Below are 23,703 nucleotides of genomic sequence, written 5' to 3'. Positions count from 1 at the left end.
GCAGTCCTGCTCAGCTCACTCGGCCGGTTGGCGCCACACGGTCTGCGGCTCACGCATCCGCAGACAGGTGGGTTACGCCACCTGGCCGAAAGCGGCCCCGTGGAGACCACGTTCGACGCGCTCCTGACCGAGGAGCACCTGCCTCGGTCGCTGACGGTGCAGTTATGGATCAATGCCGACACCGACGTCTTGACGTCGATCTCGGCTCGCGGTGGCGTGACCTTGATCGAGTTCGATCTGGACGGCCTGACGACGGATGAGGCCCATCGCACCGTGGCCGCAGTCCTCTGGCTGGCGGTCACCGACACCGCCTCCCTGGGGTTGGTCGTGGACAGCCGGCTCCCGGACACCGGCACAAGATGGGAGGACTTCTTTCTCGACGGCTCTGCTGCGAAGCCGTACTTACCCGAGCTGCTGTGGCAACCCTGAGCGTCGTCGTTGTGCCTTGCGCGACATGCGTGGCTGTTCCCAGGCGCAGCTGCGGGCCGTTTGGCTTGCCTGACCGTGCAGCTTGTGGATGACTGAACGTAGTCGTATCGTAGCTGAGAGCATACGTCTAGTTGTAGGAGGCATCGCATGGGCAAGCACAAGGGCGACCAACCCAAGCTGAAGCCGTTCCAGCCGCCCGCGCCCGGCAAGAACGAAGGCGACAGCGACGGTGGCAAGGGGGGCTCGCGCAGCGGCGGTCCGAAGAAGTGACACCTGACCTCGACCTGGCCATCGACGGCATGATCGACGCGTTCAGCGAGACCCGCGCCCCGATCGCCGACGCGATCATCGACGCGCTGCGTGCCGTGCCGAGGCACCGGTTCGTCCCCCAGGTAGGGGTCGCTCTGACCGACGCCGGCCCCCGGCTCATCGACCGCGACAGCGACCCTGAAGCGTGGTGGGCGACCGTGTACGGGCCGTCCGCCATCGTGACGCAGCTCGACATGGGCGCGACGGACATCCGCGACGTGGAAGGCCGCTACACCTCCTCCAACTCCTCGCCGGGCACGGTGGTCGACCTGCTCGCGCAACTCCACCCCGAGCCCGGACACCGTGTACTCGAAGTCGGCGCCGGCACCGGATGGACGGCCGCGCTGCTGGCCCACCTCGTCGGCGACGCGTCCCGGGTCACGTCCGTCGAGGTGGACCCGGCCGTCGCCGAGCAGGCGGCGAAGAACCTCGCGATGGCCGGCGTGCACCCGCACCTGATCGTCGGCGACGGCGCGGACGGCCGGCCGGAGGGCGCACCGTACGACCGCGTGCACGTGACCTGCGCGGTCCACACCGTTCCCTACGCCTGGGTCGAGCAGTGCCGCCCCGGCGCGGTCATCGTCACCCCGTACTCGCCCGGATTCGACTCCGACCACTGCCTGCGGCTGGTGACCACACCGGACGGCGGCGCCATCGGGAGATTCCCCTGCGACACCCGGTACATGATGATGCGTTCCCAGAGCGCCACCACCCTGGGCGACCCGGACGACGGCAGCGGCCGGCGGTTCACCACCGAGCTGGATCCCCGCACGATCACCTACGCGCCGGCGGGCGCTGATCTGGTGATCTCGGCCCTGACCGGGTTGTGCATGCGCCTGGACGGCGACGACCGGATGTTCCTCCTCGACCCCGGCGACCCCGGACGGTGGGGTGTCGCCATCTACGAGCCCGACGGCGAGTCATGGGTGTACGAGCTCGGCGACCGCCACCTCTGGGAGGAGGTGACCCGCGCGTACTTCCAGTGGGTGAGCCTGGGGGAGCCGGGGCTGGAGCGGTTCGGCATGTCCGTCGATCGTGAGGGGCAGCGGCTCTGGCTCGACACCCCCCGGACGCCCATCGGTCCTCGCCGAAAGCCGGCCTGAACGCCGTACAAGGGGCGAAGGGCTGGGGATCTCGTAACCATCGCGTAAGAACCGGGTGGCGGCGCGGGGCGTAGCGTCGGCAGTGTGCAGAAGTACATCTCGGTACCCGCCTGGGCGGGTGCGCTGGCCGGGCTGACGGCCGGTGGCGTGGCCCTCGGGTTGGCGCAGCTCGTGGCGGGGCTCTTCGGGCCGCAGACCTCGCCCGTCATCGCCGTGGGTGACGGCGTTGTCGACCTGACGCCCGCGCCGGTCAAGGACTTCGCGATCACGACCTTCGGCGAGAACGACAAGACGGTGCTCGTCTGGGGTGTCCTGGTGCTGCTCGCCGTCGTGGCGGCGGTCATCGGGGTGCTGGCGCGGCGGCGGCTCGCGTACGGGATGGCGGGGTTGGCGGCGTTCGCGGTGGTGGGGCTGGTCGCTGTCGTCACCCGTCCGGGCGCCTCGGTCGTGGACATTCTGCCGACGCTCGCGGGGGCCGTCGCCGGGATGTGGACGCTCGCGTGGCTGCTTCGCCGGGCCACCGTCCCCGCCGTCTCGGAGGCCCCTTCCGGCGAGGCCGAGCGGCCTGCCGTCATGCGGGGGAGCGGTGAGCCGTCGACCTTCGATCGGCGGCGGCTGCTGACCGGGGTCGCCGGGGGAGTGGTGGTGGCCGGGGTGGGGGCGGTGGCCGGGAGTCGGCTGGCCGGGTCCCGGGCGGTGGACATCGCGCGGGTGAACGTGGCGCTGCCCGCGCCGGCCACCCCGGCCAAGCCGATCCCCGCCGGCGCTGACCTGCGCGTCGGCGGGTTGTCGTCCTTCGTCACCCCGAATCGGGACTTCTACCGGGTCGACACGGCCCTCGTCGTCCCCCAGGTCGATCCCGAATCGTGGAAGCTGCGGATCCACGGCATGGTGGACCGGCCCGTCGAGATCACGTACGCCGACCTGCTGCGGATGCCGCTGACCGAGGCTGACGTCACGCTCACCTGCGTTTCCAACGAGGTGGGCGGGCGGCTCGTCGGCAACGCCCGCTGGCTCGGGGTCCGGATGTCGGAGATCCTGCGCCGCGCTGGTCTGCACGCCGATGCCGACATGTTGCTGTCCACCTCCGCCGACGGCTTCACCTGCGGCACCCCGGTGGACGTCGTCATGGACGGTCGGGAGGCGCTGTTCGCGATCGCGATGAACGGCGAACCGCTGCCGGTCGAGCACGGGTTCCCGGTGCGCCAGGTGGTGCCCGGCCTGTACGGCTACGTGTCGGCCACGAAGTGGGTGGTGGACGTCAAGGTGACCAGGTTCGACCGGGACGAGGCGTACTGGACGCCGCGCGGCTGGGCGGCCAAGGGCCCGATCAAGACGCAGTCCCGCATCGACGTGCCGGGCTCGGGCGCCTCGCTCAAGCCGGGCCGTACGACGATCGCCGGCGTGGCATGGGCCCAGCACAAGGGTGTGGCGGCCGTCGAGGTGCGGGTGGACGGCGGCGCGTGGCGGGAGGCGAAGCTGGCCGACGTGCCCGGCCCGGACACCTGGCGGCAGTGGTCGCTGGACTGGGACGCGACGCCCGGCTCCCACACCCTCCAGGTACGCGCCACCGACACCACCGGCTACACCCAGACCGAGCAGGAGGCCCCGCCGGCCCCGGACGGCGCGACCGGCTGGCACACGATCACGGTCAGCGTGGCCTGACCCCTTCGGGCTACCGGCGTACGTGCAGGCGGGCCAGCGCCGGGGTCTCGTCGTCACTGAGCTCGCGGCGGATCCGGCCGATGACGTCCTGGTCGAGCTTGCCCGCCACGGCCCCGAGGTCCGCGGCCGCCGGGCAGGTGAGCGCGAGGCGCAGGCCGTCGGGGCCCAGCCGCACCTTGGCCTTGCTCAGCCCGTCCACGTTCTTGAGCCCGACGTACAGCATGGCGGTGCCGGTGCCGTTGTGGGCGCCGCGGCGGCCCCAGCCGAGGCAGAGCAGCAGCCAGCGCAGCGCGGTCAGCGCGAGGAGGAGCAGGACGAGGGCGAGCGCCCAGAGGGGCCAGGCGGCGTCGGTCAGGGCGCGGGCGGCGTGCGCGGGCAGGACCTTGGCGTTCGGCGGCAGGCCGAGGAAGCGGCCGTGGCCGCGGAGCCAGGCGTAGACGCCGGCCGTGGCCAGCGTGCCGCCCACGACGGCGAGGCCGATGCGGTTGCCTCTGTACTGGCGCATGTCGGCCGTCAGCCGCCCTTCCCGAGCAGCCGGACGACGACCTCGCCGGCGCCGAACGTGCCGAGCCCGGCCAGGCGGTCGCCGACGGCGGTGCCGACCTGGCGGAGCATCGCGCCCGAGCTCTCGGCCTCCGTCACGACGGTGACCTCGATGGTGCGGCGGCGCAGCCGTACGTGGGCCCGCTGCACGCCGGGCACCTGCTGGGCGGCGGCCCGCAGGGTGCGGCGCAGGCCGCTGCGGGTGATGCCGATGACGATGAGCGGGTCGGCGGTCTCCACCGGCACGAGCCGGGAGCGGCCGGGGACGGCGGCGAGCAGCAGCATCAGCGTGCCCGTCCCGGCGAGGGCCAGGGCCGTCGTGGACGTCTCGGGCCACGGGGTGCGGCCCGCCAGCTCGGCCAGGTCGTTCAGCGGAACCCAGCCGAGCGGATGCCCGAGCAGCGCCGAGACCACTTCGGCGGCGCTCGCCCCGAGCCCGCCGGCCAGTGTGAGCGACACGACGGCGCCCGGCAGGGTACGCGCCGGCCTGAGCGCCCGCCGCGCCCGGCGCCGCGTGCTTTGCCGCGGAGCGGCGGGCGCACCGGGGGAGCGTTGCCGCTGGAGCGTGGTCATCACGAGCACCAGACGTACACGGGGGCCGGGCCGTGGGCGCTCCGGCCTCGCCGCCGGTTTGCCCGATCCTTACGGGAAGCCGACCGAACACGAACAGCACTCATATTCTTTTGTTCCGTATGTCGTTACGCTGCTCATATGGACGACCGCCGGCGTTACGACCATGCCACCGCTGAGCTGGAGCCCCCCTTCGCCATCCTCGACCTGGCGGCCATGCGCGCCAACGCGGCCGACCTCGTCCGGAGGGCGGCAGGCAAGCCGATCCGGGTGGCCAGCAAGTCGATCCGCAGCCGTCCCGTGCTCGAACGCGTCCTCGCCATGGACGGCTTCCGCGGCGTCATGGCGTTCACGCTGCCCGAGGCGCTGTGGCTGGCCGGGCACGGCTTCACCGACATCCTGGTCGCCTACCCGACGGCCGACCGGCACGCGCTCGCCGCCCTCGCGGCCGACGCCGAGGCCGCCCGGCGGATCACGGTGACCGTCGACTCCGTCGCCCACCTGGACTTCATCGAGCACGCCGTACAGGGGCCCAAGGCCGAGCTCCGGCTCTGCCTCGACGTCGACGCCGGGTACGTCGCGCTCGGCGGCAGGTTCCGCGCGGGCGCGCTGCGCTCGCCGATCCGCCAGCCCGAGGAGGCCGCCGACCTGGCCGCCGAGATCGCCAAACGGCCGGGGCTGCGGCTGGTGGGGCTGCTGGCGTACGAGGCGCAGATCGCGGGCGTGGGCGACGCGCCCCGGGGGCAGGCCGCCTACGCGCGGGCCATCCGGCTCATGCAGGCGCGCTCGGCGCGCGAGCTGATCGTCCGGCGCGGGCGCGTGGTCAACGCCGTGCGGCAGTTCGCCGAGCTGGAGTTCGTCAACGGCGGCGGCACCGGCAGCGTCGAGCTGACGGTGCGGGAGAAGGCGATCACGGAGGTGGCCGCCGGGTCCGGGCTGTTCCATCCCCGGTTGTTCGACTTCTACCGCCGCTTCACCGGCCGCCCGGCCGCGCTCTTCGCGCTGCCGGTGGTGCGCCGGCCCCGGCCCGACGTGGTGACGGTGCTCGGGGGCGGCTATCCCGCCTCGGGGTCGGCGGGGGCGAGCCGGCTGCCGCAGCCGTATCTGCCCGCGGGCCTGCGCTACGCCCCCGACGAGGGAGCGGGCGAGGTGCAGACGCCGCTGCTCGGGCAGGGGGCGCAGGACCTGCGGACCGGTGACCGGGTGTGGTTCAGGCACGCGAAGGCGGGGGAGCTGTGCGAGCGGTTCGACGCGCTGCACCTCGTGGAGGGGGACAAGGTCGTGGAGACGGTGCCGACGTACCGGGGTGAGGGCCGCACCTTCCTGTGACCGCGGTGCAGGTCAGCGGCGACGGCGGCGCCGCAGGAGCGCGATGGCCGCGCCCACGACCAGCACCGCGCCCACCCCGATGAGCACCGGCGCGAGGCTGGGGCGGTCGTCCTCCCACACCTGGGCGGGGTCGTCGGTGTACTCGACCGGCCGCGGCGCGACCCCGAGCGCGTCGCCCACGGACGCCACGAAGTGCCCGGCCCGGGCCTTGGCGTCGGCGACCGTGCGCTCGGCGACCCGCTTGGGGTTCACCCGGTCGGCGATGGCGTCGACCGTCTGCGCCAGCTCCGCGCGTGCCCGCGCGATGCGTCGCTCCAGCTCGTCGGGATCGGTGTCAGCCATGGCTCTCCTCTCGACCGTGCGCCCGGTCGTGATCAGTCTGTCAGGTCCGCGTGCGGTACGGCACGCCGGCCGGGCCGGTAGGTTGGCGAGAAGAACTCGAGGAGGGCCACATGACCGAAACCAAGCTCGCGCCCGGCGACGCCGCGCCCGAGTTCACGCTACCGACCGCCGCCGGCGGCGCCGTCTCGCTGGAGGACTACCGCGGCAAGCGGGTGATCCTCTATTTCTACCCTGCCGCGATGACGCCCGGTTGCACCAAGCAGGCCTGTGATTTCCGTGACAGTCTGGGCCGGCTGACCGCCGAGGGGTTCGTGGTGCTCGGGGTGTCCAAGGACAAGCCGGCGAAGCTGGCCCAGTTCGCCGAGCGCGACGGGCTGACCTTCCCGCTGCTGTCGGACCCCGAGTTGACCGTGCACAAGGCGTACGCGGCGTACGGGCTCAAGAAGCTCTACGGCAAGGAGGTGGAGGGCGTCATCCGCTCGACGTTCGTCATCGACGGCGACGGCAAGGTCGAGCAGGCCCTCTACAACGTCAAGGCGACCGGGCACGTGGCCTCGCTGAAGAAGAAGCTCGGCCTGGCCTGACCCGTGTAGGATTGGCCGGACTGCCGGGGCGGGCAGTTCACCAGGGGTCGTAGCCCAATGGCAGAGGCGCAGTCTTTAGGTGGCTGTCAGTGTGGGTTCGAATCCCACCGGCCCCACGGTCAGCGGATCTCCCTCGGGAGATGGACGCCGGAGCGGCCATCTCCCGGTTTCAGGGCCTTCAGCTCAGCCGGGCCTGCGCGTACGCGGCCATGGCGTCCCGCATGTACGCGGCCAGCCCGTCGGCGATCCGCTCGTAGTTCTCCCTGAACCGCTCGTCATCGACCTGCATCCGGCCCAGGTGGGCATACTGCTCGGCGGTCGGCGTCCAAAATCGGCTCAGCTGCCGGTAGTGGACGTCGAGCTCGGCGAGCACCGCGGGGTCGTCCACCGGGGTTCCCGCGGCCATGAGCTCGGCCATCCGGATCATCCCCGCCGTCGCCTCCTGCTGCATCCGGCCGAGCTCCTCGGGGGCCAGGCTGTCCAGGAGCTCCTGCTGCCCGGACTGCTCCCAGTGCCCGGGCCACTGCTCGCGGGCCTGCTCGCTGTAGCGGGCACTGTCGAATCCCTCGAACAGGTTCTCCGGCCTGCTGATTCTGGGCATACCGTCCTTCCCTTCGCTGTGCTCAAGCTCGGTGATGGTTCTGGCCACCATGCGCGCCACCGCGTCCAGGCGGTCGCGCTCCTGGAGCACGCGCTGGTGATGCTCGCGCAGGGCGGCCAGGGGGTCGGTGTGCCGGTCGACGATCTCCTTGATCTCGGCGAGGCCGAGGCCCATCTCCCGCAGCACGAGGATCTGCTGCAGCCGCAGCAGCTGGTCCTCCTCGTAGTGGCGGTAGCCGTTGCCGCCGATCCGGGCGGGCTCCAGCAGCCCGATCTCGTGATAGTGGCGCAGCGTCCTCGACGTCACTCCCGACATCCGCGCCACCTCGGCGATCGACCACGCCATTGCCTGCTCACCGTCCCCGTACCGTTCACCAGGCCGGATCTTCCGGCTCCCTCGTGACGCTAGATATTGACGTAACGGCAGAGTCAAGCCGGCAGAAGTCTGGGTGGACGTTCCCTCTCATCGTCCTCACAAGGAGACAGGAATGCGCAAGTCGTACAAGATGGCCTTGCCTGTCGTGCTCGCCGCAGGTCTGCTCGCCGCCCCGGGCCTGCTGGCGTCATCCTCCGCCTCGGCGGCGGCAAGCTTGACCCTGACCGGAGGCGGGTGCGAACCGCTCGCGCGGCGGTTCCTCTGCGAGGTCTCCTTCAGCGGCGGCGTCGCGCCGGTCGCCGTGCGCTGGTACGTCAACGGCTCCAACGTGCCCTCGTTCGACGACAAGACCTTCGTGTCGATCGGCTGTCAGCCCACCTTCAGGTACGACATCCGCGCCGTGATCAGCGACGCCACCGGGGCGTCCGTCGAGTTCAGCAGGTCGCCCACGTGCCGCTCCGGCAACCCGTGACAGCGGTCTAGCAGCCCACCCGCCGGCTGCTCAGCGCGATGTCGTCCATCCAGACGTCGTAGCCGGCGGGGGTCGGGTTCGCCTGGTAGAGCTGCCAGCCCAGCTTGACCGTGTCGAACCGCGGGAAGACGAAGTCCACCGGGTTGCCGCCGTGCTCGCGGGTGGACACGGTGAGCTCCGGCTTGGCCACCCCGTCGAACCACAACGAGATCCGGTTGTCGGCGGCGTCCATGTGCCACTCCACGCAGGTCCACCTCCCGGCGACGGAGGGGGCGGTGGTCCGCCAGTTCGTCCAGTCCCCGGTGGGGCCGCCGTCCGCGCCGACACCCCAGTAGGCGGCTCCGCCGTGGGGTGGCGGGGCGTACTGGCCGCCGAGCGGGCGGACGACCTCGGGCCCGTCGCCGGTCGCCTCGACGAGCGTGTAGTGCGCCCAGTCAGGCGCGGTCGGGAACGCGGCGGCCCGCAGCCGCACCCGGCCGTAGAAGCTGTTGCCCGGCGCGGCGAAGTCGTCCACCTTCAGGAACGCGCGGCCGTTGCCCTCGGTGTGCACGCGCAGCACCTTCTGCCCGCGCCGTCCGTCGCGCTCGACGGTGAGCGTGCCGTGCTTGGTGTCGACGCCCCAGCGGAGACTGCTCGCGCCGCCCACCGGCATGGCCTGGAAGTCCTCACAGAACAGCAGGCTCGCCTTCGCACACGTACGCGGGTCCGTCCCGGCCGAGGCGGCATGGGCCGTCAGCGGCACCATCAGGAAGGACGCGACGACACCGGCCAGCCATGCACGCACGAGGACTCCCTCTGCCGAAGATGTCGGTAAGGTACGTCATTCGCTGCGCAGAGGAACACGGGCGGCGACGGCCGCCGGCAACGGCGCTGGTGGAGCGGCCGTGGCCGGGGAAACTTTCATCGTTCACCCGGGGAGCTACGCGGCGAGCGCCTCAGTCGCGGCGCGTGGGCAGTTGCGGGCGTTCGTCGGTCCAACCGATCTCCTGGAACGAGCGGGAGACACGAAGCTCTGCCTGCCGCCCGTCCGCGAGCTCGGTGGTGTTCGTCCTCACCTCGGAGAGAAGCAGGCCGGTGCTGGGATCGACCACGAGCCGAACCTCGGAGAACAGGCCCGGCTCGATCTCCTCCTGGTAGCTGAGCGACTGCCCGCGCCGGCCCAGCGGGTCCGTCGTCTCCCCTTCGGCCCGGATGGCGGGCAGGGACGCGAGGATCCGGTACGCGGACGCACGAGTCTCGGGCGAGGCGGGCAGGGTGCTGATGATCTCCACACAGTCCCGGAGAAGGATGTGCTTCCTCGCCTCCTCCACGTCCATCCCGGATCCGGTCAGATCCAACCGGCCGATGCGCTCTTCCAGGTAGCTCCGGAGCGTCTCGGGCTCGTCCGGGACCGCGCGCATCTTCTTCCAGGTCAACGACTCCCCGGCCAGGACGCCGACCGTCTTCCAGCGCAGCCGTTCGGCGGTTCGCTCACCTGCCGCCGCCTCCAGCGGCCTGGACGGGGCGGCGAACAGGTTCCCCGTCTTCATGTCCTTGGGGTAGCGCCAGCTGGTGGGCGACCCCGCGGCCCGCCAGGCCACCTCGTCCTGCGGGGTCGCGGGCCTGACGCCGAGATCCTGGCGGATGCGCCAGCTCTGCAGACCCGTCCGCCTGGCCAGCCATTGCTCTCCGGCTCGCGCCTTCTCAAGCACATAGCTGCGGGTGGGGTCGGTCAGCATCCACCGGGTGACGCCCTTGTAACGCCAGTAGTCGCCGCTCGCGGGGGCCTGCTCCGCGGCGACGGCGGCGGCGAGCAGGATCTGCCGGGCGGTCGGTTCGGCCGTCGCGGACGTCGACGTACCGGGCTGAGGTGCGACGGAGATCGGGTTGTCGGACAGCATCGCAGGGGCGATGACCGCTACCGCGGTGGCGGCCGCGGCCAGGCCGAGCAGGGCGCGGCCAGGAAGGCGCAGGAGCCGCCGTCGTGCCGGGCGCTCCATCGAGACGATCTCCGCCAGCAGCGCGTCCGCCCCCGTGGTGGACGCCCGGCCGGTCAGATCCTCGTCCCGCACTCGGGCCCGGTCCCTGAAAATCTGGTCGTTGTTCACCCTGACCTCTTCTCGATGAGCGGCCGTGCCGCCGAGCCGGCGGCCGATGGACGGATCCTCTCCAGGGCCTTCGCGAAGCGCCTGCGCGCCCGGTGCAGGCGGATACGGGCGGCGTTACGGGAGCAGCCCAGCACGGTGGCGATCTCGCCGGGGTCGAGCCCCTCCCAGAGAGCCAGGGCCAGCAGCTCACGATCGCTGTCGGCGAGCAGGTCCATGGCATCGTCCACGCCGTGCTGCTCACCGTCGGGAGAGGGGGCGGCGTAAAGCTTCTCGATCTCGTCGGTGAGTTCGGTGTGCCGGGTGAGCCTGCGCCGCTCGCTCCGGCGGTGGTTGGCCAGGACCCGGCGGGCCACGCCGTACAGCCAGAGCCTGCCGGCGTCACCGTCGGGGAGCTCGGTCATCCGGCGCCAGGCGATCACATAGGTCTCGGCCACGACGTCGGCCGCGTCCTCGGGCGAGGAACACCGCCGTACGGCGTAGCCGAGGATCTGCTCATAGGTTCGTCGGTACACCGCCTCGAACCGGGACCGGTCGTCTTGTTCACTCACGCGCCATCCTCGTCAGACCCTTCGAACGTTGCGGGCTTTCACTCCGTACGTGTCCGCGGGCGACGGCGGGATTTCAGGTCAGGCGCGAACTACCGCGTGACGATGCGGCCGGCCTCGTACGGCCGCGCCGGGCGCGGCTCGGCGGTGAAGGTGGCGTCCTCAGGAATGCTGAGCAGTCCGCGTTCGACGCCGAAGCGGATGGTCTCGTGAACCTCCTCCGCCGTGGCCAGCGTTCGGGCGGCGAGCTCCTCCGGCGTCGCGGTGACGACGCCGTCCTGGCTCCACACCGCCACGGCGGCGAGGTCGGCGGCGAAGGAGGCGTGGCGGTGGCGGTCGTCCTGACGCCGGATCAGGCCGGCCTGGTCGGCGGGCAGACGCAGCACCTCCTCCGCCCGTGGCGGCTCCGGGGCCGGCTGGTAGCGGGTCACGTCGCCCGCGGTTTCGGCGACCAACAGGCCCGCGGCCGCCAGGAGCGGCAGCAGGTCCGGGCGGGTGGCCGGGGCGGGCACGCCGAGCTGGGCGGCGATGCCCGACAGGTCGTCGATGGGGGAGTTCCAGCCCCCCGAGCCGCTGGACCACGGCCAGTAGGCGGCGGCGATCCGGTCCTCGGTGGCTTCGCCGGTGGCCGACGCGAGCTGGACGGCGGACAGGACCTCCTGGGCCGGCAGTCCGAGGCACGTCCCCCAGCCGGTGCCGCCAGGCTGGAGGGCGGGTCGGCCGCGGGCCAGCCACCGGGGAGGCTCAAGGGCGGCAGGCCAGAACTGCAGGCGCCACAGGTCGCCCTCCGACGCCTCGAAGCCGGGGATCTCCGGCTGCGTGCGGCGGCAGGAGACACGGACCCGGTACAGTCCGGGCGTGCCGAGATCGAGCGGGTTGTCGGTGTACCGGTCGCTGCTCATGACGGTGGTCAGCACCACGGAGCCGGTGCCGGAGTGGTACGGCGTCTCGACCACGTCGTCCCATCCGCCGTCGACGGGCGGGGGACTGTCATGGGCCTCCAAGCGCACGCGGTGACGCCCGCTACGGGAGGCCGCCTGTAACCATCCGTCGCCGGCCCTGGCGATCGTGCCTGAGGGCTGCGCTTCCAGATCGTGCTCGCCGAGCAGGGGCAGATCCGTTTCCGCCCGATCGTTCCAGGTGTCCCGGACGACGATCGTCGCGTACTCCGGCGAATGATCGTCGATGGCGATGATCTTCATGTCATGGTCAGGGCGCGGCTTTCACCGCCATGAAAGGGGGATCGGAGTGAGGGTCAGGGTCGCGCGGCGCTTCCTCATCGCCGCGCGACCCGGCATCGCGATCATGATCCGCCATCACGATCTCCCTTTACTCGCCCACTGAAGGGGCGCTCCCAGAGACAAGAGTGCCGCAAAGGGCGTAAGCCCTGTGTAAGACCTCCTCGATGTGCGACCTGGGTCGTAGGCGGACTTCCACCTCCAGGCGGACCAACCCCGGTCCGGGCCTGCATATCGTGAGGATGTGTTCGGCAGGGTACGGTCGTGGTCCCGCGGCCACGAGAAGCTGGCGAGCGCCCTGCGGGTCGCTCCCCTCGCGGCGCTGTGCGGGCTGTTCGCCGTGCCGTACGCGTCCTACACGCCGCCCGGCGCCGGCCTGATGCTCGGCGTGGCCGGTTACCTGGCGCTGTCGGCGGCGCTGCTGGCGCCGCTGCTGTGGCTGGCGCGGCCGGTCCCGTCGTACGCGCTGATCGCGCTGATCAGCTTCGGGCAGTGGCTCGCGGGCCTGGACCCGCTGCCCGCCAACCTCGCCGTGCTGGTCGCGCTCTGGGTGGTCGCCTACCGGTGCTCGTTCCGCTGGGGGCTGGCCGCGATGCTGGTGGCCGAGCTGGGGATCCTCCTGGCGTTGGTCAACTGGGAGTCGCCGTCGTTCGGGACGTTCTTCGGCGGGTCGGTGTTCGTGGTCACGATCTGGCTGTTCGGCCTGTACGCCGGCACCCGCCACCGCTACCTGGAGGGCCTGGAGGAGCGCGCGGAACGGGCCGAGCGCGAGCGGGACCAGCAGGCGCGGATGGCGGCCTCGGCCGAGCGCGCCCGCATCGCGAGGGAGCTGCACGACGTCGTCGCCCACAACGTCAGCGTCATGGTGGTCCAGGCCGATGGCGCGGGCTACGCGCTCGACCGCGATCCCGAGCAGGCCCGCCAGGCCGTATGGGCCATCTCCAAGACCGGCAGGGCCGCGCTGGCCGAGATGCGCCGGCTGGTCGGCGTGCTGCGCGACGACGAGCACCCCGACACCGACTACACCCCGCAGCCGGGCCTGGACCAACTGGAGGAGCTGGTGCGCGGCTCGGGCGTGCCGGCCAGGCTGGTGGTGGCCGGCGCGCCCGGCGAGCTGCCCGAGGGCCAGCAGCTCGCCGTCTACCGCATCGTGCAGGAGGCGCTGACGAACGCGCTCAAGCACGGCGGCCCGGGCGCCCGCGCCCTGGTCGAGCTCGATTTCGACGGCCCCGAGCTGGTCGTGCGCGTCACCGACGACGGCAGGGGCGGGGCGGCGCCCCGCGGCGACGGCGGCCACGGCCTCATCGGCATGCGCGAGCGCGTCGGCATGTACGGCGGCGCGGTGACGGCCGGCCCTCGCCCGGGAGGCGGCTACGAGGTGCTGGCCCGGCTGCCCATGGCCAGGGCGGCGTGAGGGAGGCGGCCCCGGTGATACGGGTGATGCTGGTCGACGACCAGGAGCTGCTGCGGGCGGGCTTCCGCATGGTGCTGGGCGCGCAGCCGGACATCGAGGTGGTCGCGGAGGCCGCCGACGGCGCCGCCGCGCTGGAGCTGCTCGCCACGACCGAGGTGGACGTCGTCCTCATGGACGTGCGGATGCCCCACATGGACGGTGTCGAGGCCACCCGCCGCATCGACGGGCCGAAGGTGCTCATCCTGACCACGTTCGACCTCGACGAGTACGCCTTCGCCGCCATCAAGGCGGGCGCGGCCGGCTTCCTGCTCAAGGACGTGCCGCCGGACGACCTGCTGAGCGCCATCCGGCACGTGCACGCCGGCGACTCCGTGGTCGCGCCCACCACGCTGCGGCGCATGCTGGACCGCTTCGCCGCCCAGCTCCCGGCGCAGGAGCCGGTCACGGCGGCCGAGCTGACGCCGCGCGAGCGCGAGGTGCTGCTCTCGGTGGCGCGCGGCCTGTCCAACGCCGAGATCGCGGCCCGGCTGGAGGTCGCCGAGGCGACGGTCAAGACGCACCTCGGCCGGGTGCTGGCCAAGCTCGGGCTGCGGGACCGCGCCCAGGTCGTGGTGTACGCCTACGAGGCCGGGCTGATCGTGCCCGCCCATCGGCCGAAAGGCTGACCGGGGTCGTCCGGAGTCGCAGCCGAAGTCCCTCCTCAGGGCCCAGAGCAGGCGACATTTCCGCTTCTAGCGTTGGTCGCGTTGAAAAAGCGCGACAAGGAGCGACGAGTGACCCGCACCCAGGCCCCGCCCGCCGTGGTGGCCACGAACCTGACCAAGACCTACGGACACGGCGACGCCGCCGTGCACGCGCTGCGCGGCGTCTCCGTGGCCTTCCACACCGGGGCCTTCACCGCGATCATGGGGCCGTCCGGCTCCGGCAAGTCCACGCTCATGCACTGCCTGGCCGGGCTCGACACCGCCACCTCCGGCACCGTACACGTCGGCGAGGCCGAGCTGACCGGGCTGAGCGACCGGCGGCTCACGCTGCTGCGCCGCGAGCGCATCGGCTTCGTCTTCCAGGCGTTCAACCTGCTGCCCACGCTGACCGCCGAGCAGAACATCCGCCTGCCGCTCGACATCGCCGCCCGCCAGCCCGACCAGGCGCTGTACGACCGGGTGATCGACACCGTCGGGCTGCGGGACCGGCTCGGGCACCGCCCGTCCGAGCTGTCCGGCGGCCAGCAGCAGCGGGTGGCCGTGGCCCGGGCGCTGATCAGCAAGCCGCAGGTCATCTTCGCCGACGAGCCGACCGGCAACCTGGACTCGCGCAGCGGCGCCGAGGTGCTGTCCTTCCTGCGCACCTCCGTGCGCGAGCTGGGTCAGACCATCGTCATGGTGACGCACGACCCGGTCGCGGCCTCGTACGCCGACCGCGTGGTGTTCCTGCGCGACGGCGAGCTGGTCACCGAGGTGACCGCGCCCACGCCGCAGACCGTGCTGGACACGCTCGTGAAGCTGGAGGCGTGAGGTGCTGAGGACGGCGCTGGCCGGGCTGCGCGCGTACCGGCTGCGGTTGCTGCTGACGTCCTTGGCGATCGTGCTGGGGGTGGGGTTCATCGCGGGCACGCTGGTCCTGAACGACACCGTCCAGGCGGGTTTCTCCCAGCGGGTGACCGCCGACGCCGGCAAGGTGGACGTGGCGGTGCTGGCCGGGGACGGCGTGCTCGCCGAGGACGTCCTGCGCCGGGTGCGCGCGGTCGCGGGCGTCGCTGACGCGCAGGGCCTGGTGCGGGGGCCCGCGCGGCTGCTCGGCAAGGACGGCAAGGTGGTCGGTGACCTGCCCACCACGGCGATCTCCGTCGTACGCGGCCCGCTGCAGCGCACCACGATCGTCGCGGGCACCGGACCCGGCACGGACGACCGCGCCGCCGTGCTCGACGAGAACACCGCCCGCGTCAACGGCTTCCGGCTCGGCGAGGACCTCGTGGTGCTCGACCCGGACGGGGAGCGGCACACCTTCAAGCTCGTCGGGCTCCTCGACCCCGGCGTGGACCAGGAGCTCGCCTTCACCGGCGCGGTCGGCCTCACCACGTCCGCCGCCCTGCGGATGACCGGCGCGAAGGGCTACCACGAGATCGACGTCGCGGGTGGCGCGCCCGGCCTGAAGCAGGCCGTGGCCGCCGCCGCGGGGCCGGGGGCGACGGTGAAGACCGGCGACGAGCTGGCCGCCGACCTCGCCGCCGCGGCCGGGCTGGAGATGCGGACGCTGACCGTGGGCCTGCTGCTGTTCGGGGTCGTGGCGATGATGGTGGCCGCGCTCGTCATCTACAACACCTTCACCATCCTCGTCGCGCAGCGCGGCCGCGAGCTGGCGTTGCTGCGCTGCATCGGGGCCACGCGGGGGCAGGTGTTCGGCTCGGTCCTGCTGGAGTCGGGCGTGGTCGGCCTGGTCGCCTCGGCGCTCGGCCTCGCGGCCGGGTACGGGCTCGCGGCGCTCGCGCTCGCCCTGCTGGCCGCGTTCGACGCCCCGCTGCCCACGGGCGCCTCCGTGGCGCTCACCCCCCTCACGATCGCCGTCGGGGCGGCCGTGGGCCTCGTCGTCACCGTGGGCGCGGCGCTGCTGCCCGCCCGGTCGGCCACGCGGGTGCCGCCGGTCGCGGCGCTGCGCACGCAGGCCGACGAGCAGGCGTTCCGCATGGGCGCGGCGCGCTGGGGCGCCGCCGCGCTGTTCCTGGTGGCCGGGTTCGGCGCGACCGGGTTCGGCGTGTGGGGGATGCCGCCGGGGGACGCGGCCACGCTGGTCGTGGTCATGATCGGCGGCATGCTGACCTTCCTGGCCGTGCTGATCCTCGGGCCGGCGCTGGTCCGGCCGCTGATCGCGGTCGTGGGCCGGCTCCCCGCCCGGCTGGCCGGGGTGCCGGGGCGGCTGGCGCTGGACAACGCGGCGCGCAACCCGCGCAGGGCCGCGACCACGACCGTCGCCCTGACGATCGGGGTGACGCTCATGACGGTGATCTCGGTGCTCAGCGCGTCGACCCGGGCGACCGTGACGGACAAGCTGGACGAGCAGTTCCCGGTGGACTACCTGCTGTCCGCGCAGGGCGGCGAGGCCGCGGTGCCGCGTTCGGTGGGCGAGGAGCTGCGGCGGGCGCCGGAGCTGGGCTCGGTGCTGCAGGTCCGCGAGACGCCGGCCAAGGTCACGGGGCGGACGGGCGGGGCTCGGACGTACGATCTGGGCGCCTTCCACGGGCCGGTCGCCCCCGAGGTGGTCGCGGGTTCGATGGCCGCCGGGCTGTCGGAGGGCCAGGTGGCGCTGCTCGACCGGGCCGCGAACGAGCTGGGCGTACGGGTCGGCGACACCGTGCAGGTCAGCGTGCGGGCCAAGGGGCGCGCGGGGAGCGTGCCGTTGCGGGTCGTCGCCGTGCTCGACGGGGACGGCTCGGCGCTGCCGACGCTCACCGTCGCCGAGAGCGCGTTCGACCGCTACGCCGGGGCGCTGCCCGACGCCCGGGTGCTGATCACCATCAAGGACGGGGTGTCCGCCGACCAGGCGAGGGCCGTGGTCAGGGAGGCCGTCGCCGCATATCCGACCGTACGGCTCAGCAGCTCGACCGAGGTGCGCGGCGAGTTCGACGAGACGCTCGACATGCTCCTCATGATCGTCGGAGGGCTGCTCGGGCTGGCGATCCTGATCTCGCTGCTGGGCATCGCGAACACGCTGTCGCTGTCGGTGCACGAACGCTCGCGGGAGTCGGCGCTGCTGCGGGCGCTCGGGCTGACCCGGCCGCAGCTGCGGCGGATGCTCTCGGTCGAGGCGCTGGTGCTCGGGCTGATCGGCGCGCTGGTCGGGGTGGTGCTCGGCGGGCTGTACGGCTGGGTGGCGGTGCTGGCGATGCTGGACGGGGCGGTCCTGTCGGTGCCCGTGGGACAGGTCGTGCTGTTCGTGGTGCTGTCGGGGGTGGCGGGGGTGGTGGCCTCGCTGCTGCCGGCGCGGCGGGCGGCGCGGGCGTCGATCGCCGGGGCGCTTGCTGCCGGCTGACCGTCAAGTCGGGTAAAGGGTCTTGAAATGGCATAAACCCGTCATGTGCGGATAGAGAGCGCATGCGCGCGAGGGCCGGGCGTCTCATGGGGGCGGCGCCCGGCTCTCACGCGGCTGAGAGGGGGCGGCGCGGCCCCCGGTGGGGGCCGCGCCGGCGACTCGCGGGGGATGGCCGCTTCGAGCCGTGGCGCGACTCGCGGGGGATGGCCGCTTCGAGCCGTGGCGCGACTCAGCGGGGGATGGGGCCGGGCCAGAGCTCGGCGACCGTCTCCGGGTCGAGGAGCGGTCGGGGGGCCACCTCGCCGGTCGTCTCGTCGATGACCACGCACGCGCCGCCTATCGTCTCCGGCAGCCGGGCCGGGTCGTCGGGTTCGAGGTCGCGGATCCAGGCGACGTAGCCGTCGTGGAAGCCGTACACGCCGACGGAGACGGCCTCCTCCGCCGGCAGGGCCCCGTTGACGTACTCCTCGGCCAGCGCCCTGGCCTGGTCCAGGTTCACCGCGGCCTCCCGTGCCGGTCGAGGACCACGCAGAACACCCCGGTCACCGTCAGGTAAGGGGGCTCCACCGACATGTGCCCCCGCTGGGCGTCGATCCAGATGACCTCGCCCTCGGCGTTGACCGCGTTGTAGGCGTGGCTGCCGCCGCCGGGCCAGCGCACCACGATCACCGCGCTCGCCCCGTGGCCGGCCTCCGTCAGCCGCCGCGCGATCATCGGGTAGGCGTGCCGCCCCTGCCCGGTGTACTCCAGCCGCTGCCCGACCCACCGTTCGATCCTGGCCGTGCTGCCGCGCTCGCCGGTGAGCACGGGCCGGCCGATGCGGTCGTGCTCGGGCACCCGCGCCGCGGCCGTGGCCGGCTCGCCGTGCCAGGTGGACAGCACGGCGAGCGCGCAGTCTGCGGCGTTGGCGGCGCGGAACGGGTCGTCGGCGGGCCCGCAGCCGTTGATCAGCCTGATCCAGGTGCCGCGCGGGTCGGGGAACCGCGCCCCCGGAGGCAGGGCCTCCATGAGGTCGCGCTCCGCCCGCGGATCGGGCCTCGCCAGCCCGCCGGGCACGTCGTACGGCCGGCACTCGGCGAGCGGCGGCGGCCGGTGCGGCCGGTCGAACCAGTCGTCCCCGTCGCCCTCCGGCCTCGCCCGCGGCTCCTCGCCGACGTCGGGCGCGTCCTGCTCGCCGGCCCCGAACAGGTCCTGCTCGCCGGGGGCCGGCGCGTGCTCGTCCAGCTCGGCGGCCCGCTCGTAGTCGAGCCACCGCACCCCGTCGGCGACGACGGGGTTGTACCGCCCTTCGGGAAGGACCCAACGGACACTCGGCTTGCGCTCGCGGAACACGGCCTGCCTCCTGTCATCCCTTCGACCACCGATCGTAGATGGGTCGTCACGGAACGGAGGGGGAAAGTGCAAAGTTCCGCTGGTCAGCACTCGATGACGTTGACGGCGAGGCCGCCGCGGGAGGTCTCCTTGTACTTGTCGAGCATGTCGCGGCCGGTGTCGCGCATGGTCTTGATGGCCTTGTCCAGGGCCACGTAGTGGCGGCCGTCGCCGCGCAGGGCGATGCGGGCCGCGGTGATGGCCTTGTTGGAGGCGACGGCGTTGCGCTCGATGCACGGGATCTGCACGAGGCCGCCGATCGGGTCGCAGGTGAGGCCCAGGTTGTGCTCGATGCCGATCTCGGCGGCGTTCTCCACCTGCTCCGGCGTGCCGCCCATGACCTCGGTCAGCCCGGCGGAGGCCATCGAGCAGGCCGAGCCCACCTCGCCCTGGCAGCCGACCTCGGCCCCGGAGATGGAGGCGTTCTCCTTGAACAGCACGCCGATCGCGGCGGCCGTCAGCAGGAAGCGGATCACGCCCTCGTCGTCGGCCTGCGGGACGAAGCGGGTGTAGTAGGTGAGCACGGCCGGGATGATGCCGGCCGCGCCGTTGGTGGGGGCGGTGACGATGCGGCCCCCGGCGGCGTTCTCCTCGTTGACCGCCAGCGCGAACAGCGTCACCCAGTCCATCGCCTGGAGCGGGTCCTTCTCCGGCGACTCGGCCTGGAGGCGGCGGTGGAGCTGGTTGGCGCGGCGCTTGACCTTGAGCCCGCCGGGCAGCACGCCCTCGCGGGAGATGCCTCTGCGCACGCACTCCTGCATGACCCGCCACAGGTTGAGCACGCCCGCGCGGATCTCCTCCTCGGTGCGGCCGAACGCCTTCTCGTTCTCCATCATCAGCGCGGAGATCGACAGGCCGGTGTTGGAGCAGTGCTTGAGCAGCTCCTCGCCCGTGGTGAACGGGTAGGGCAGCACGGTGTCGTCGGGCTTGATGCGGTCGGCGCCGGTGGCGTTCTCGTCCACGACGAAGCCGCCGCCGACCGAGAAGTAGACCTTCTCCCGCACGGTTCCGCCGTCCGCGTCGTAGGCGGTGAAGCGCATGCCGTTGGGGTGCTCGGGGAGGGAGATCTTGCGTTCGAAGACGAGGTCCTCGCCCACGACGAACGGGATCTCGCGGCGGCCGTAGAGATGGACGGTGCCGGAGGCGCGCATGGCGGCCAGGCGCTCGTCGACGGTGTCGACGTCCACCAGCTCCGGCTTCTCCCCGGACAGGCCCAGCAGGACGGCCTTGTCGCTGCCGTGGCCCTTGCCGGTCAGGCCGAGCGAGCCGTACAGGATGGCCTCGACGCGGGCCACCCGCTCCAGCAGGCCGTCCTCGTGCAGGCCCCGGGCGAACTTGTGCGCGGCCGCCATCGGGCCGCCCGTGTGCGAGCTGGAGGGCCCGATGCCGATCTTGAAGAGGTCGAAGACGCTGATCGCCATTGATGTGCGCCCTTCATGGGACGGAAGCCGGGGCCCGGGCGGGGCCCCGGCGGGGTAATCAGGACTCGCCGGAGGTGAGGGCGGTGTACTCCTCGGCAGAAAGCAGGTCCTCGGGCTCGCCCTCGATGCGTACCCGGAACATCCACCCTTCCCCGTAGGGGTCGCTGTTCACCAGGGCCGGGGTGTCGGCCACGTTCTGGTTGACCTCGACCACCTCGCCGCCCACGGGCGAGTAGATCTCGCTGACGGACTTGGTGGACTCCACCTCGCCGATCGAGTCGCCGGCCGCGACGCTCGCGCCGACCTCGGGGAGCTGCACGTAGACGACCTCACCCAGGGCCTCGACGGCGAAATCGGTGATGCCCACGGTGACGGTCAGGCCGTCGTCCAGCCCGGCCACCCACTCGTGTTCCTTGGTGTAGCTCAGCTCGTCAGGGATGTTGCTCACTTCTTCCTCCTGTAAAAGGGCAGCTCTACGAGGTCCACGGGTTCTTGGCTGCCCCGGATGTCCACTGCCAGGCCTTCACTCGCGCCGGTGTCGACGTAGGCCATCGCGATGGGCTTGCCCAGGGTGTGGGAAGGCGCGCCGCTGGTGACCTCGCCGACGACGGCGCCGTCCTGCGTCACCGGGTAGCCGTGCCGCGGCACCCGGCGGCCCCGCGCGACCAGGCCGACGAGGCGGCGTCCTGGCTGGTCGTCCTTGACCGCCTCCAGCGCCGCTCGTCCGACGAAATCGCCGGGCTTGTCGAATTTCACCACTCTGCCCAGTCCCGCATCGAACGGGGTCAGCTCCGCGCCGAGCTCGTTGCCGTACAGCGGCATGCCGGCCTCCAGCCGGAGCGTGTCGCGGGCGGACAGGCCCGCGGGCGCGAGCCCGTACGGCTCCCCGGCGGCGGTGAGCGCGTTCCAGAGCGGCACGGCGTCCTGGTTGGCGACGAAGAGCTCGAAGCCGTCCTCGCCGGTGTAGCCGGTGCGGGCGATCAGCGCCTCGCGGCCGCCGACCAGGCCGGGCAGGCCGGCGTAGTACTTGAGCCCGGCGAGGTCGGCGTCGGTCAGCGTGGCCAGGATCTCCTGCGCGCGGGGGCCCTGGACGGCGATGAGCGCGTAGCGGTCGGAGCGGTCCTCGACCGCCGCGTCGTACGCCTTGGCCCGCTCCTGGAGCTCCTGGGCGACCTTCTGGTAGTTCGAGGCGTTGGCGACGACCATGAACTCCTCGTCACCGAGCCGGTAGACGATGAGGTCGTCGAGCACCCCGCCCCGCTCGTCGACGATCATGGTGTACCTGGCCCGGCCGGTCGCGAGCGCGGACAGGTGGCCGACCAGCGCGTAGTCCAGCGCCTGGGCGGCCTGCGGGCCGGTCACGAAGATCTCGCCCATGTGGGAGAGGTCGAACAGCCCGGCCGCCTCGCGCACGGCCTGGTGCTCGGCGGACTCTCTGCCGTACCGGAGGGGCATGAGCCAGCCGGCGAAGTCGGTGAGGGTGGCGCCCAGGCTCTCGTGGACGTCGCGTAGCGGTGTCGGTCGGGACATGTGTCGCACCTCAGGACAGGAGTGGATGCCAGCATCCTCCCCCTCTGTCATCGATGCCTGAGAGCTTCGCCCGATTTTTGCCGGACTTTCACCTTCGGCGAGGCCAAGAGCCTGCTTTCCAGAGGCCACCTCGTCCGTGCGGTCCTTTGCCTTGAGAGGTTCGCGGGGAGGGCTTGCTCCTTCAGGGACCCTGACCGGCTGTCAGAGTGCTCTCCCGCACGGTTTCGACGGTGATGTCCGCCAGCCTAGTGGGGGTACGGGGCATTTGTCGCCTACAGGTCTCAGCAGGCCGCGACCAGCGCCTCGAACAGCGCGCCGTCCTCGGCCTCCTCCGGATGCCACTGCACGGCCATCGCGAACGCCGCCCCCTCCAGCTCCACCGCCTCGACCGTGCCGTCCTCGGCGGTCGCGGTCACGGTCAGGCCGGGGGCGAGCCGGTCCACGGCCTGGTGGTGGTAGTGCGAGACCGTCACCGGCTCCGTGCCGAGCGCCTTGGCCAGGCGGCTGCCGGGCACCGGCGTCACCGGCAGGTGGCCGAACACGCCCGGCCCCGGCGCGTGCCCCGTGTGCCCCGCCACGTCCGGCAGGTGCTGGTGGAGGGTGCCGCCGAGGGCCACGTTGAGCACCTGGAGGCCACGGCAGACCCCCAGGTACGGCAGCCCGGCGTCCAGCGCCCCCGCCAGCAGCGCGAACTCCGCCTCGTCGCGGAAGGCGCGGACGTAGCCGGTGCGCTCGTGCGGCCGGGCGCCGTACCTGGCCGGGTCGATGTCGCCGCCGCCGGCCAGGACGAGCCCGTCGAGACCGCGCAGCGCCCCGGCGGGCTCGCCGGCCGGCGGCAGCACGACGGGCTGGCCGCCGGCCCGCACGACCTGCTCGACGTACAGGTACGGCAGCAGCGCCACGGTCACGTCCGTCCAGACCGTGAACGTGGCGGGCTCCACGTAGGAGGTGATCCCGATCAACGGGCGACGCACGACGGACCCCCTAGAGCGGCGTCACGTAGGCGCCGCTGATGCCGCCGTCCACCAGGAACTGGCTGGCCGTGATGAAGGAGGAGTCGTCGCTGGCCAGGAAGGCGACGGCCGCCGCGATCTCCGACGCCTCGGCGAAGCGGCCGAGCGGCACGTGCACCAGCCGCCGCTGCGCCCGCTCCGGGTCCTTGGCGAACAGCTCCTGGAGCAGCGGCGTGTTCACCGGTCCGGGGCAGAGCGCGTTGACCCTGATGCCCTCGCGGGCGAACTGCACGCCGAGCTCCCGCGACATCGCCAGCACCCCGCCCTTGGAGGCGGTGTAGGAGATCTGCGAGGTCGCCGAGCCCATGACGGCCACGAACGACGCGGTGTTGATGATCGAGCCCTTGCCCTGCCGCCGCATGTACGGGATCGCGTGCTTGCAGCACAGGTAGACGCTGGTGAGGTTGACCTCCTGGACCCGGCGCCAGGCGTCGAGCCCGGTCTCCAGGATGGAGTCGTCGTCGGGCGGCGAGATGCCGGCGTTGTTGAAGGCGACGTCCACACTGCCGTAGGTCTCGTGCGCCGTGGCGAACACCCGCTCGACGTCGTCCTCGCGGGTCACGTCCGCCTCGACGAACAGGCCGCCGACCTCGTCCGCGGCCTTGGCGCCCGCCGCCGCGTCGATGTCCACGCAGACGACCCGCGCCCCCTCCTCGGCGAACCTGCGGGCCGTGGCGAGCCCGATGCCGCTGCCCGCGCCGGTGATGACGGCGACCCGATCCTGCAACCGCTGCAC

General features: G+C 72.4%; 26 protein-coding genes, 1 tRNA gene and 2 riboswitches. Of the genes, 12 read left to right on the top strand and 15 right to left on the bottom strand.

Features of this window, described 5'->3' with window-relative positions:
* Positions 1-99 precede the first annotated feature (99 nt).
* The 4 genes from AC27IY_RS16440 to AC27IY_RS16425 all read left to right on the top strand — a co-directional run bounded on the left by AC27IY_RS16440 (position 100) and on the right by AC27IY_RS16425 (position 3,506).
* The gene (locus tag AC27IY_RS16440; protein ID WP_423444215.1) at positions 100-429 is read left to right on the top strand and encodes a hypothetical protein; all 330 of its coding nucleotides are present in this window, start codon (positions 100-102) and stop codon (positions 427-429) included.
* Between the two features lie 147 nt (positions 430-576).
* Positions 577-699 (top strand): hypothetical protein, encoded by a 123-nt coding sequence (locus tag AC27IY_RS16435; RefSeq protein ID WP_423444217.1) that lies wholly within the window; start codon positions 577-579, stop codon positions 697-699.
* Positions 696-1,841, top strand: coding sequence for a methyltransferase domain-containing protein (locus tag AC27IY_RS16430; protein WP_487178432.1), 1,146 nt, complete (start codon positions 696-698; stop codon positions 1,839-1,841). Before AC27IY_RS16435 ends, AC27IY_RS16430 begins: the two co-directional genes overlap by 4 nt.
* An 84-nt stretch (positions 1,842-1,925) precedes the next feature.
* Positions 1,926-3,506, top strand: coding sequence for a molybdopterin-dependent oxidoreductase (locus AC27IY_RS16425; protein ID WP_487178431.1), 1,581 nt, complete (start codon positions 1,926-1,928; stop codon positions 3,504-3,506).
* Positions 3,507-3,516: 10 nt separating this feature from the next.
* Here the strand turns inward: AC27IY_RS16425 and AC27IY_RS16420 are convergent, their stop codons facing one another.
* Together AC27IY_RS16420 and AC27IY_RS16415 are read right to left on the bottom strand one after the other, a co-directional pair.
* Positions 3,517-4,011, bottom strand: coding sequence for a hypothetical protein (locus tag AC27IY_RS16420; RefSeq protein ID WP_423444223.1), 495 nt, complete (start codon positions 4,009-4,011; stop codon positions 3,517-3,519).
* An 8-nt stretch (positions 4,012-4,019) separates the two neighbouring features.
* The gene (locus tag AC27IY_RS16415) at positions 4,020-4,508 is read right to left on the bottom strand and encodes a DUF6286 domain-containing protein (RefSeq protein WP_487178430.1); all 489 of its coding nucleotides are present in this window, start codon (positions 4,506-4,508) and stop codon (positions 4,020-4,022) included.
* Positions 4,509-4,760: 252 nt separating this feature from the next.
* On the opposite strand from AC27IY_RS16415, the gene AC27IY_RS16410 reads away from it, so the two are divergent.
* Positions 4,761-5,948 carry an amino acid deaminase/aldolase gene (locus tag AC27IY_RS16410; protein WP_487178429.1) on the top strand — a complete coding sequence of 396 codons (1,188 nt, stop codon included), beginning with the start codon at positions 4,761-4,763 and terminating at the stop codon, positions 5,946-5,948.
* A 12-nt stretch (positions 5,949-5,960) separates the two neighbouring features.
* On the opposite strand, the gene AC27IY_RS16405 is transcribed toward AC27IY_RS16410, so the two are convergent.
* Entirely contained in the window at positions 5,961-6,290 is a 330-nt protein-coding gene (locus AC27IY_RS16405; protein WP_423444229.1) for a DUF3618 domain-containing protein, read from the bottom strand.
* 110 nt (positions 6,291-6,400) lie between these two features.
* Between AC27IY_RS16405 and bcp the strand changes: the two genes are divergently transcribed.
* Positions 6,401-6,874, top strand: a complete 474-nt coding sequence (gene bcp / locus AC27IY_RS16400; protein ID WP_344209312.1) for a thioredoxin-dependent thiol peroxidase — start codon at positions 6,401-6,403, stop codon at positions 6,872-6,874.
* 43 nt (positions 6,875-6,917) lie between these two features.
* A tRNA-Leu gene (locus tag AC27IY_RS16395) sits at positions 6,918-6,990 on the top strand.
* Positions 6,991-7,052: 62 nt separating this feature from the next.
* On the opposite strand, the gene AC27IY_RS16390 is transcribed toward AC27IY_RS16395, so the two are convergent.
* Positions 7,053-7,820, bottom strand: a complete 768-nt coding sequence (locus AC27IY_RS16390; RefSeq protein ID WP_423444232.1) for a MerR family transcriptional regulator — start codon at positions 7,818-7,820, stop codon at positions 7,053-7,055.
* Between the two features lie 142 nt (positions 7,821-7,962).
* On the opposite strand from AC27IY_RS16390, the gene AC27IY_RS16385 reads away from it, so the two are divergent.
* Positions 7,963-8,322, top strand: a complete 360-nt coding sequence (locus AC27IY_RS16385) for a hypothetical protein (protein ID WP_487178428.1) — start codon at positions 7,963-7,965, stop codon at positions 8,320-8,322.
* 7 nt (positions 8,323-8,329) lie between these two features.
* On the opposite strand, the gene AC27IY_RS16380 is transcribed toward AC27IY_RS16385, so the two are convergent.
* The 4 genes from AC27IY_RS16380 to AC27IY_RS16365 form a co-directional block, all read right to left on the bottom strand.
* Entirely contained in the window at positions 8,330-9,106 is a 777-nt protein-coding gene (locus AC27IY_RS16380) for a hypothetical protein (protein ID WP_487178427.1), read from the bottom strand.
* Between the two features lie 151 nt (positions 9,107-9,257).
* Positions 9,258-10,409 (bottom strand): CU044_5270 family protein, encoded by a 1,152-nt coding sequence (locus tag AC27IY_RS16375; protein WP_487178426.1) that lies wholly within the window; start codon positions 10,407-10,409, stop codon positions 9,258-9,260.
* Positions 10,406-10,957: an RNA polymerase sigma factor gene (locus AC27IY_RS16370; RefSeq protein ID WP_423444240.1), complete on the bottom strand. Its 552-nt coding sequence runs from the start codon at positions 10,955-10,957 to the stop codon at positions 10,406-10,408. Before AC27IY_RS16370 ends, AC27IY_RS16375 begins: the two co-directional genes overlap by 4 nt.
* Positions 10,958-11,046: 89 nt before the next feature.
* Complete coding sequence (locus AC27IY_RS16365; protein ID WP_487178425.1) at positions 11,047-12,156, bottom strand: DUF6042 family protein; 1,110 nt, start codon at positions 12,154-12,156, stop codon at positions 11,047-11,049.
* Positions 12,157-12,436: 280 nt separating this feature from the next.
* Here AC27IY_RS16365 and AC27IY_RS16360 point away from each other — a divergent pair, with 280 nt between their 5' ends.
* From AC27IY_RS16360 to AC27IY_RS16345, 4 genes are all read left to right on the top strand, one after another.
* Complete coding sequence (locus AC27IY_RS16360) at positions 12,437-13,606, top strand: sensor histidine kinase (RefSeq protein ID WP_487178424.1); 1,170 nt, start codon at positions 12,437-12,439, stop codon at positions 13,604-13,606.
* A gap of 14 nt (positions 13,607-13,620) precedes the next feature.
* A complete protein-coding gene (locus AC27IY_RS16355; RefSeq protein ID WP_344209298.1) occupies positions 13,621-14,271 on the top strand; it encodes a response regulator in 651 nt (216 codons plus the stop codon).
* Between the two features lie 108 nt (positions 14,272-14,379).
* A complete protein-coding gene (locus tag AC27IY_RS16350) occupies positions 14,380-15,120 on the top strand; it encodes an ABC transporter ATP-binding protein (RefSeq protein ID WP_344209296.1) in 741 nt (246 codons plus the stop codon).
* Position 15,121: 1 nt separating this feature from the next.
* Entirely contained in the window at positions 15,122-17,632 is a 2,511-nt protein-coding gene (locus AC27IY_RS16345; protein WP_487178423.1) for an ABC transporter permease, read from the top strand.
* Between the two features lie 229 nt (positions 17,633-17,861).
* Here the strand turns inward: AC27IY_RS16345 and AC27IY_RS16340 are convergent, their stop codons facing one another.
* The 7 genes from AC27IY_RS16340 to AC27IY_RS16310 all read right to left on the bottom strand — a co-directional run bounded on the left by AC27IY_RS16340 (position 17,862) and on the right by AC27IY_RS16310 (position 23,703).
* The gene (locus AC27IY_RS16340; protein WP_344209292.1) at positions 17,862-18,131 is read right to left on the bottom strand and encodes a hypothetical protein; all 270 of its coding nucleotides are present in this window, start codon (positions 18,129-18,131) and stop codon (positions 17,862-17,864) included.
* On the bottom strand, positions 18,128-18,964 hold the full coding sequence (locus AC27IY_RS16335; RefSeq protein WP_487178422.1) for a toxin glutamine deamidase domain-containing protein: 837 nt from the start codon (positions 18,962-18,964) through the stop codon (positions 18,128-18,130). Before AC27IY_RS16335 ends, AC27IY_RS16340 begins: the two co-directional genes overlap by 4 nt.
* 83 nt (positions 18,965-19,047) lie before the next feature.
* Positions 19,048-20,424, bottom strand: coding sequence for an L-serine ammonia-lyase (locus tag AC27IY_RS16330; protein WP_371250081.1), 1,377 nt, complete (start codon positions 20,422-20,424; stop codon positions 19,048-19,050).
* Positions 20,425-20,482: 58 nt separating this feature from the next.
* Positions 20,483-20,872 carry a glycine cleavage system protein GcvH gene (gcvH, locus tag AC27IY_RS16325; RefSeq protein ID WP_344209282.1) on the bottom strand — a complete coding sequence of 130 codons (390 nt, stop codon included), beginning with the start codon at positions 20,870-20,872 and terminating at the stop codon, positions 20,483-20,485.
* Positions 20,869-21,954 (bottom strand): glycine cleavage system aminomethyltransferase GcvT, encoded by a 1,086-nt coding sequence (gene gcvT / locus AC27IY_RS16320; RefSeq protein WP_487178421.1) that lies wholly within the window; start codon positions 21,952-21,954, stop codon positions 20,869-20,871. The genes gcvH and gcvT overlap by 4 nt, the downstream gene beginning before the upstream one ends.
* A gap of 34 nt (positions 21,955-21,988) precedes the next feature.
* Positions 21,989-22,083, bottom strand: a riboswitch (glycine riboswitch).
* Positions 22,084-22,181, bottom strand: a riboswitch (glycine riboswitch).
* A gap of 54 nt (positions 22,182-22,235) precedes the next feature.
* Positions 22,236-22,928: a gamma-glutamyl-gamma-aminobutyrate hydrolase family protein gene (locus AC27IY_RS16315; protein ID WP_487178420.1), complete on the bottom strand. Its 693-nt coding sequence runs from the start codon at positions 22,926-22,928 to the stop codon at positions 22,236-22,238.
* 10 nt (positions 22,929-22,938) lie between these two features.
* On the bottom strand, positions 22,939-23,703 hold the full coding sequence (locus AC27IY_RS16310; RefSeq protein ID WP_449948913.1) for a 3-oxoacyl-ACP reductase: 765 nt from the start codon (positions 23,701-23,703) through the stop codon (positions 22,939-22,941).

Source organism: Nonomuraea sp. B208 (assembly GCF_057536035.1).
Note: the sequence above shows the minus strand (reverse complement) of the source record. Positions and strands in the feature narration are given on the sequence as shown.

Bases quoted from the DNA above. Each gene is read 5' to 3' on its own strand.
- AC27IY_RS16365 (WP_487178425.1), bottom strand. From the start codon at position 12,156: ATGAAGATCATCGCCATCGACGATCATTCGCCGGAGTACGCGACGATC.
- AC27IY_RS16390 (WP_423444232.1), bottom strand. From the start codon at position 7,820: ATGGCGTGGTCGATCGCCGAGGTGGCGCGGATGTCGGGAGTGACGTCG.
- AC27IY_RS16410 (WP_487178429.1), top strand. From the start codon at position 4,761: ATGGACGACCGCCGGCGTTACGACCATGCCACCGCTGAGCTGGAGCCC.
- bcp (WP_344209312.1), top strand. From the start codon at position 6,401: ATGACCGAAACCAAGCTCGCGCCCGGCGACGCCGCGCCCGAGTTCACG.
- gcvT (WP_487178421.1), bottom strand. From the start codon at position 21,954: ATGTCCCGACCGACACCGCTACGCGACGTCCACGAGAGCCTGGGCGCC.
- AC27IY_RS16435 (WP_423444217.1), top strand. From the start codon at position 577: ATGGGCAAGCACAAGGGCGACCAACCCAAGCTGAAGCCGTTCCAGCCG.
- AC27IY_RS16420 (WP_423444223.1), bottom strand. From the start codon at position 4,011: ATGCGCCAGTACAGAGGCAACCGCATCGGCCTCGCCGTCGTGGGCGGC.
- AC27IY_RS16385 (WP_487178428.1), top strand. From the start codon at position 7,963: ATGCGCAAGTCGTACAAGATGGCCTTGCCTGTCGTGCTCGCCGCAGGT.
- AC27IY_RS16405 (WP_423444229.1), bottom strand. From the start codon at position 6,290: ATGGCTGACACCGATCCCGACGAGCTGGAGCGACGCATCGCGCGGGCA.
- AC27IY_RS16330 (WP_371250081.1), bottom strand. From the start codon at position 20,424: ATGGCGATCAGCGTCTTCGACCTCTTCAAGATCGGCATCGGGCCCTCC.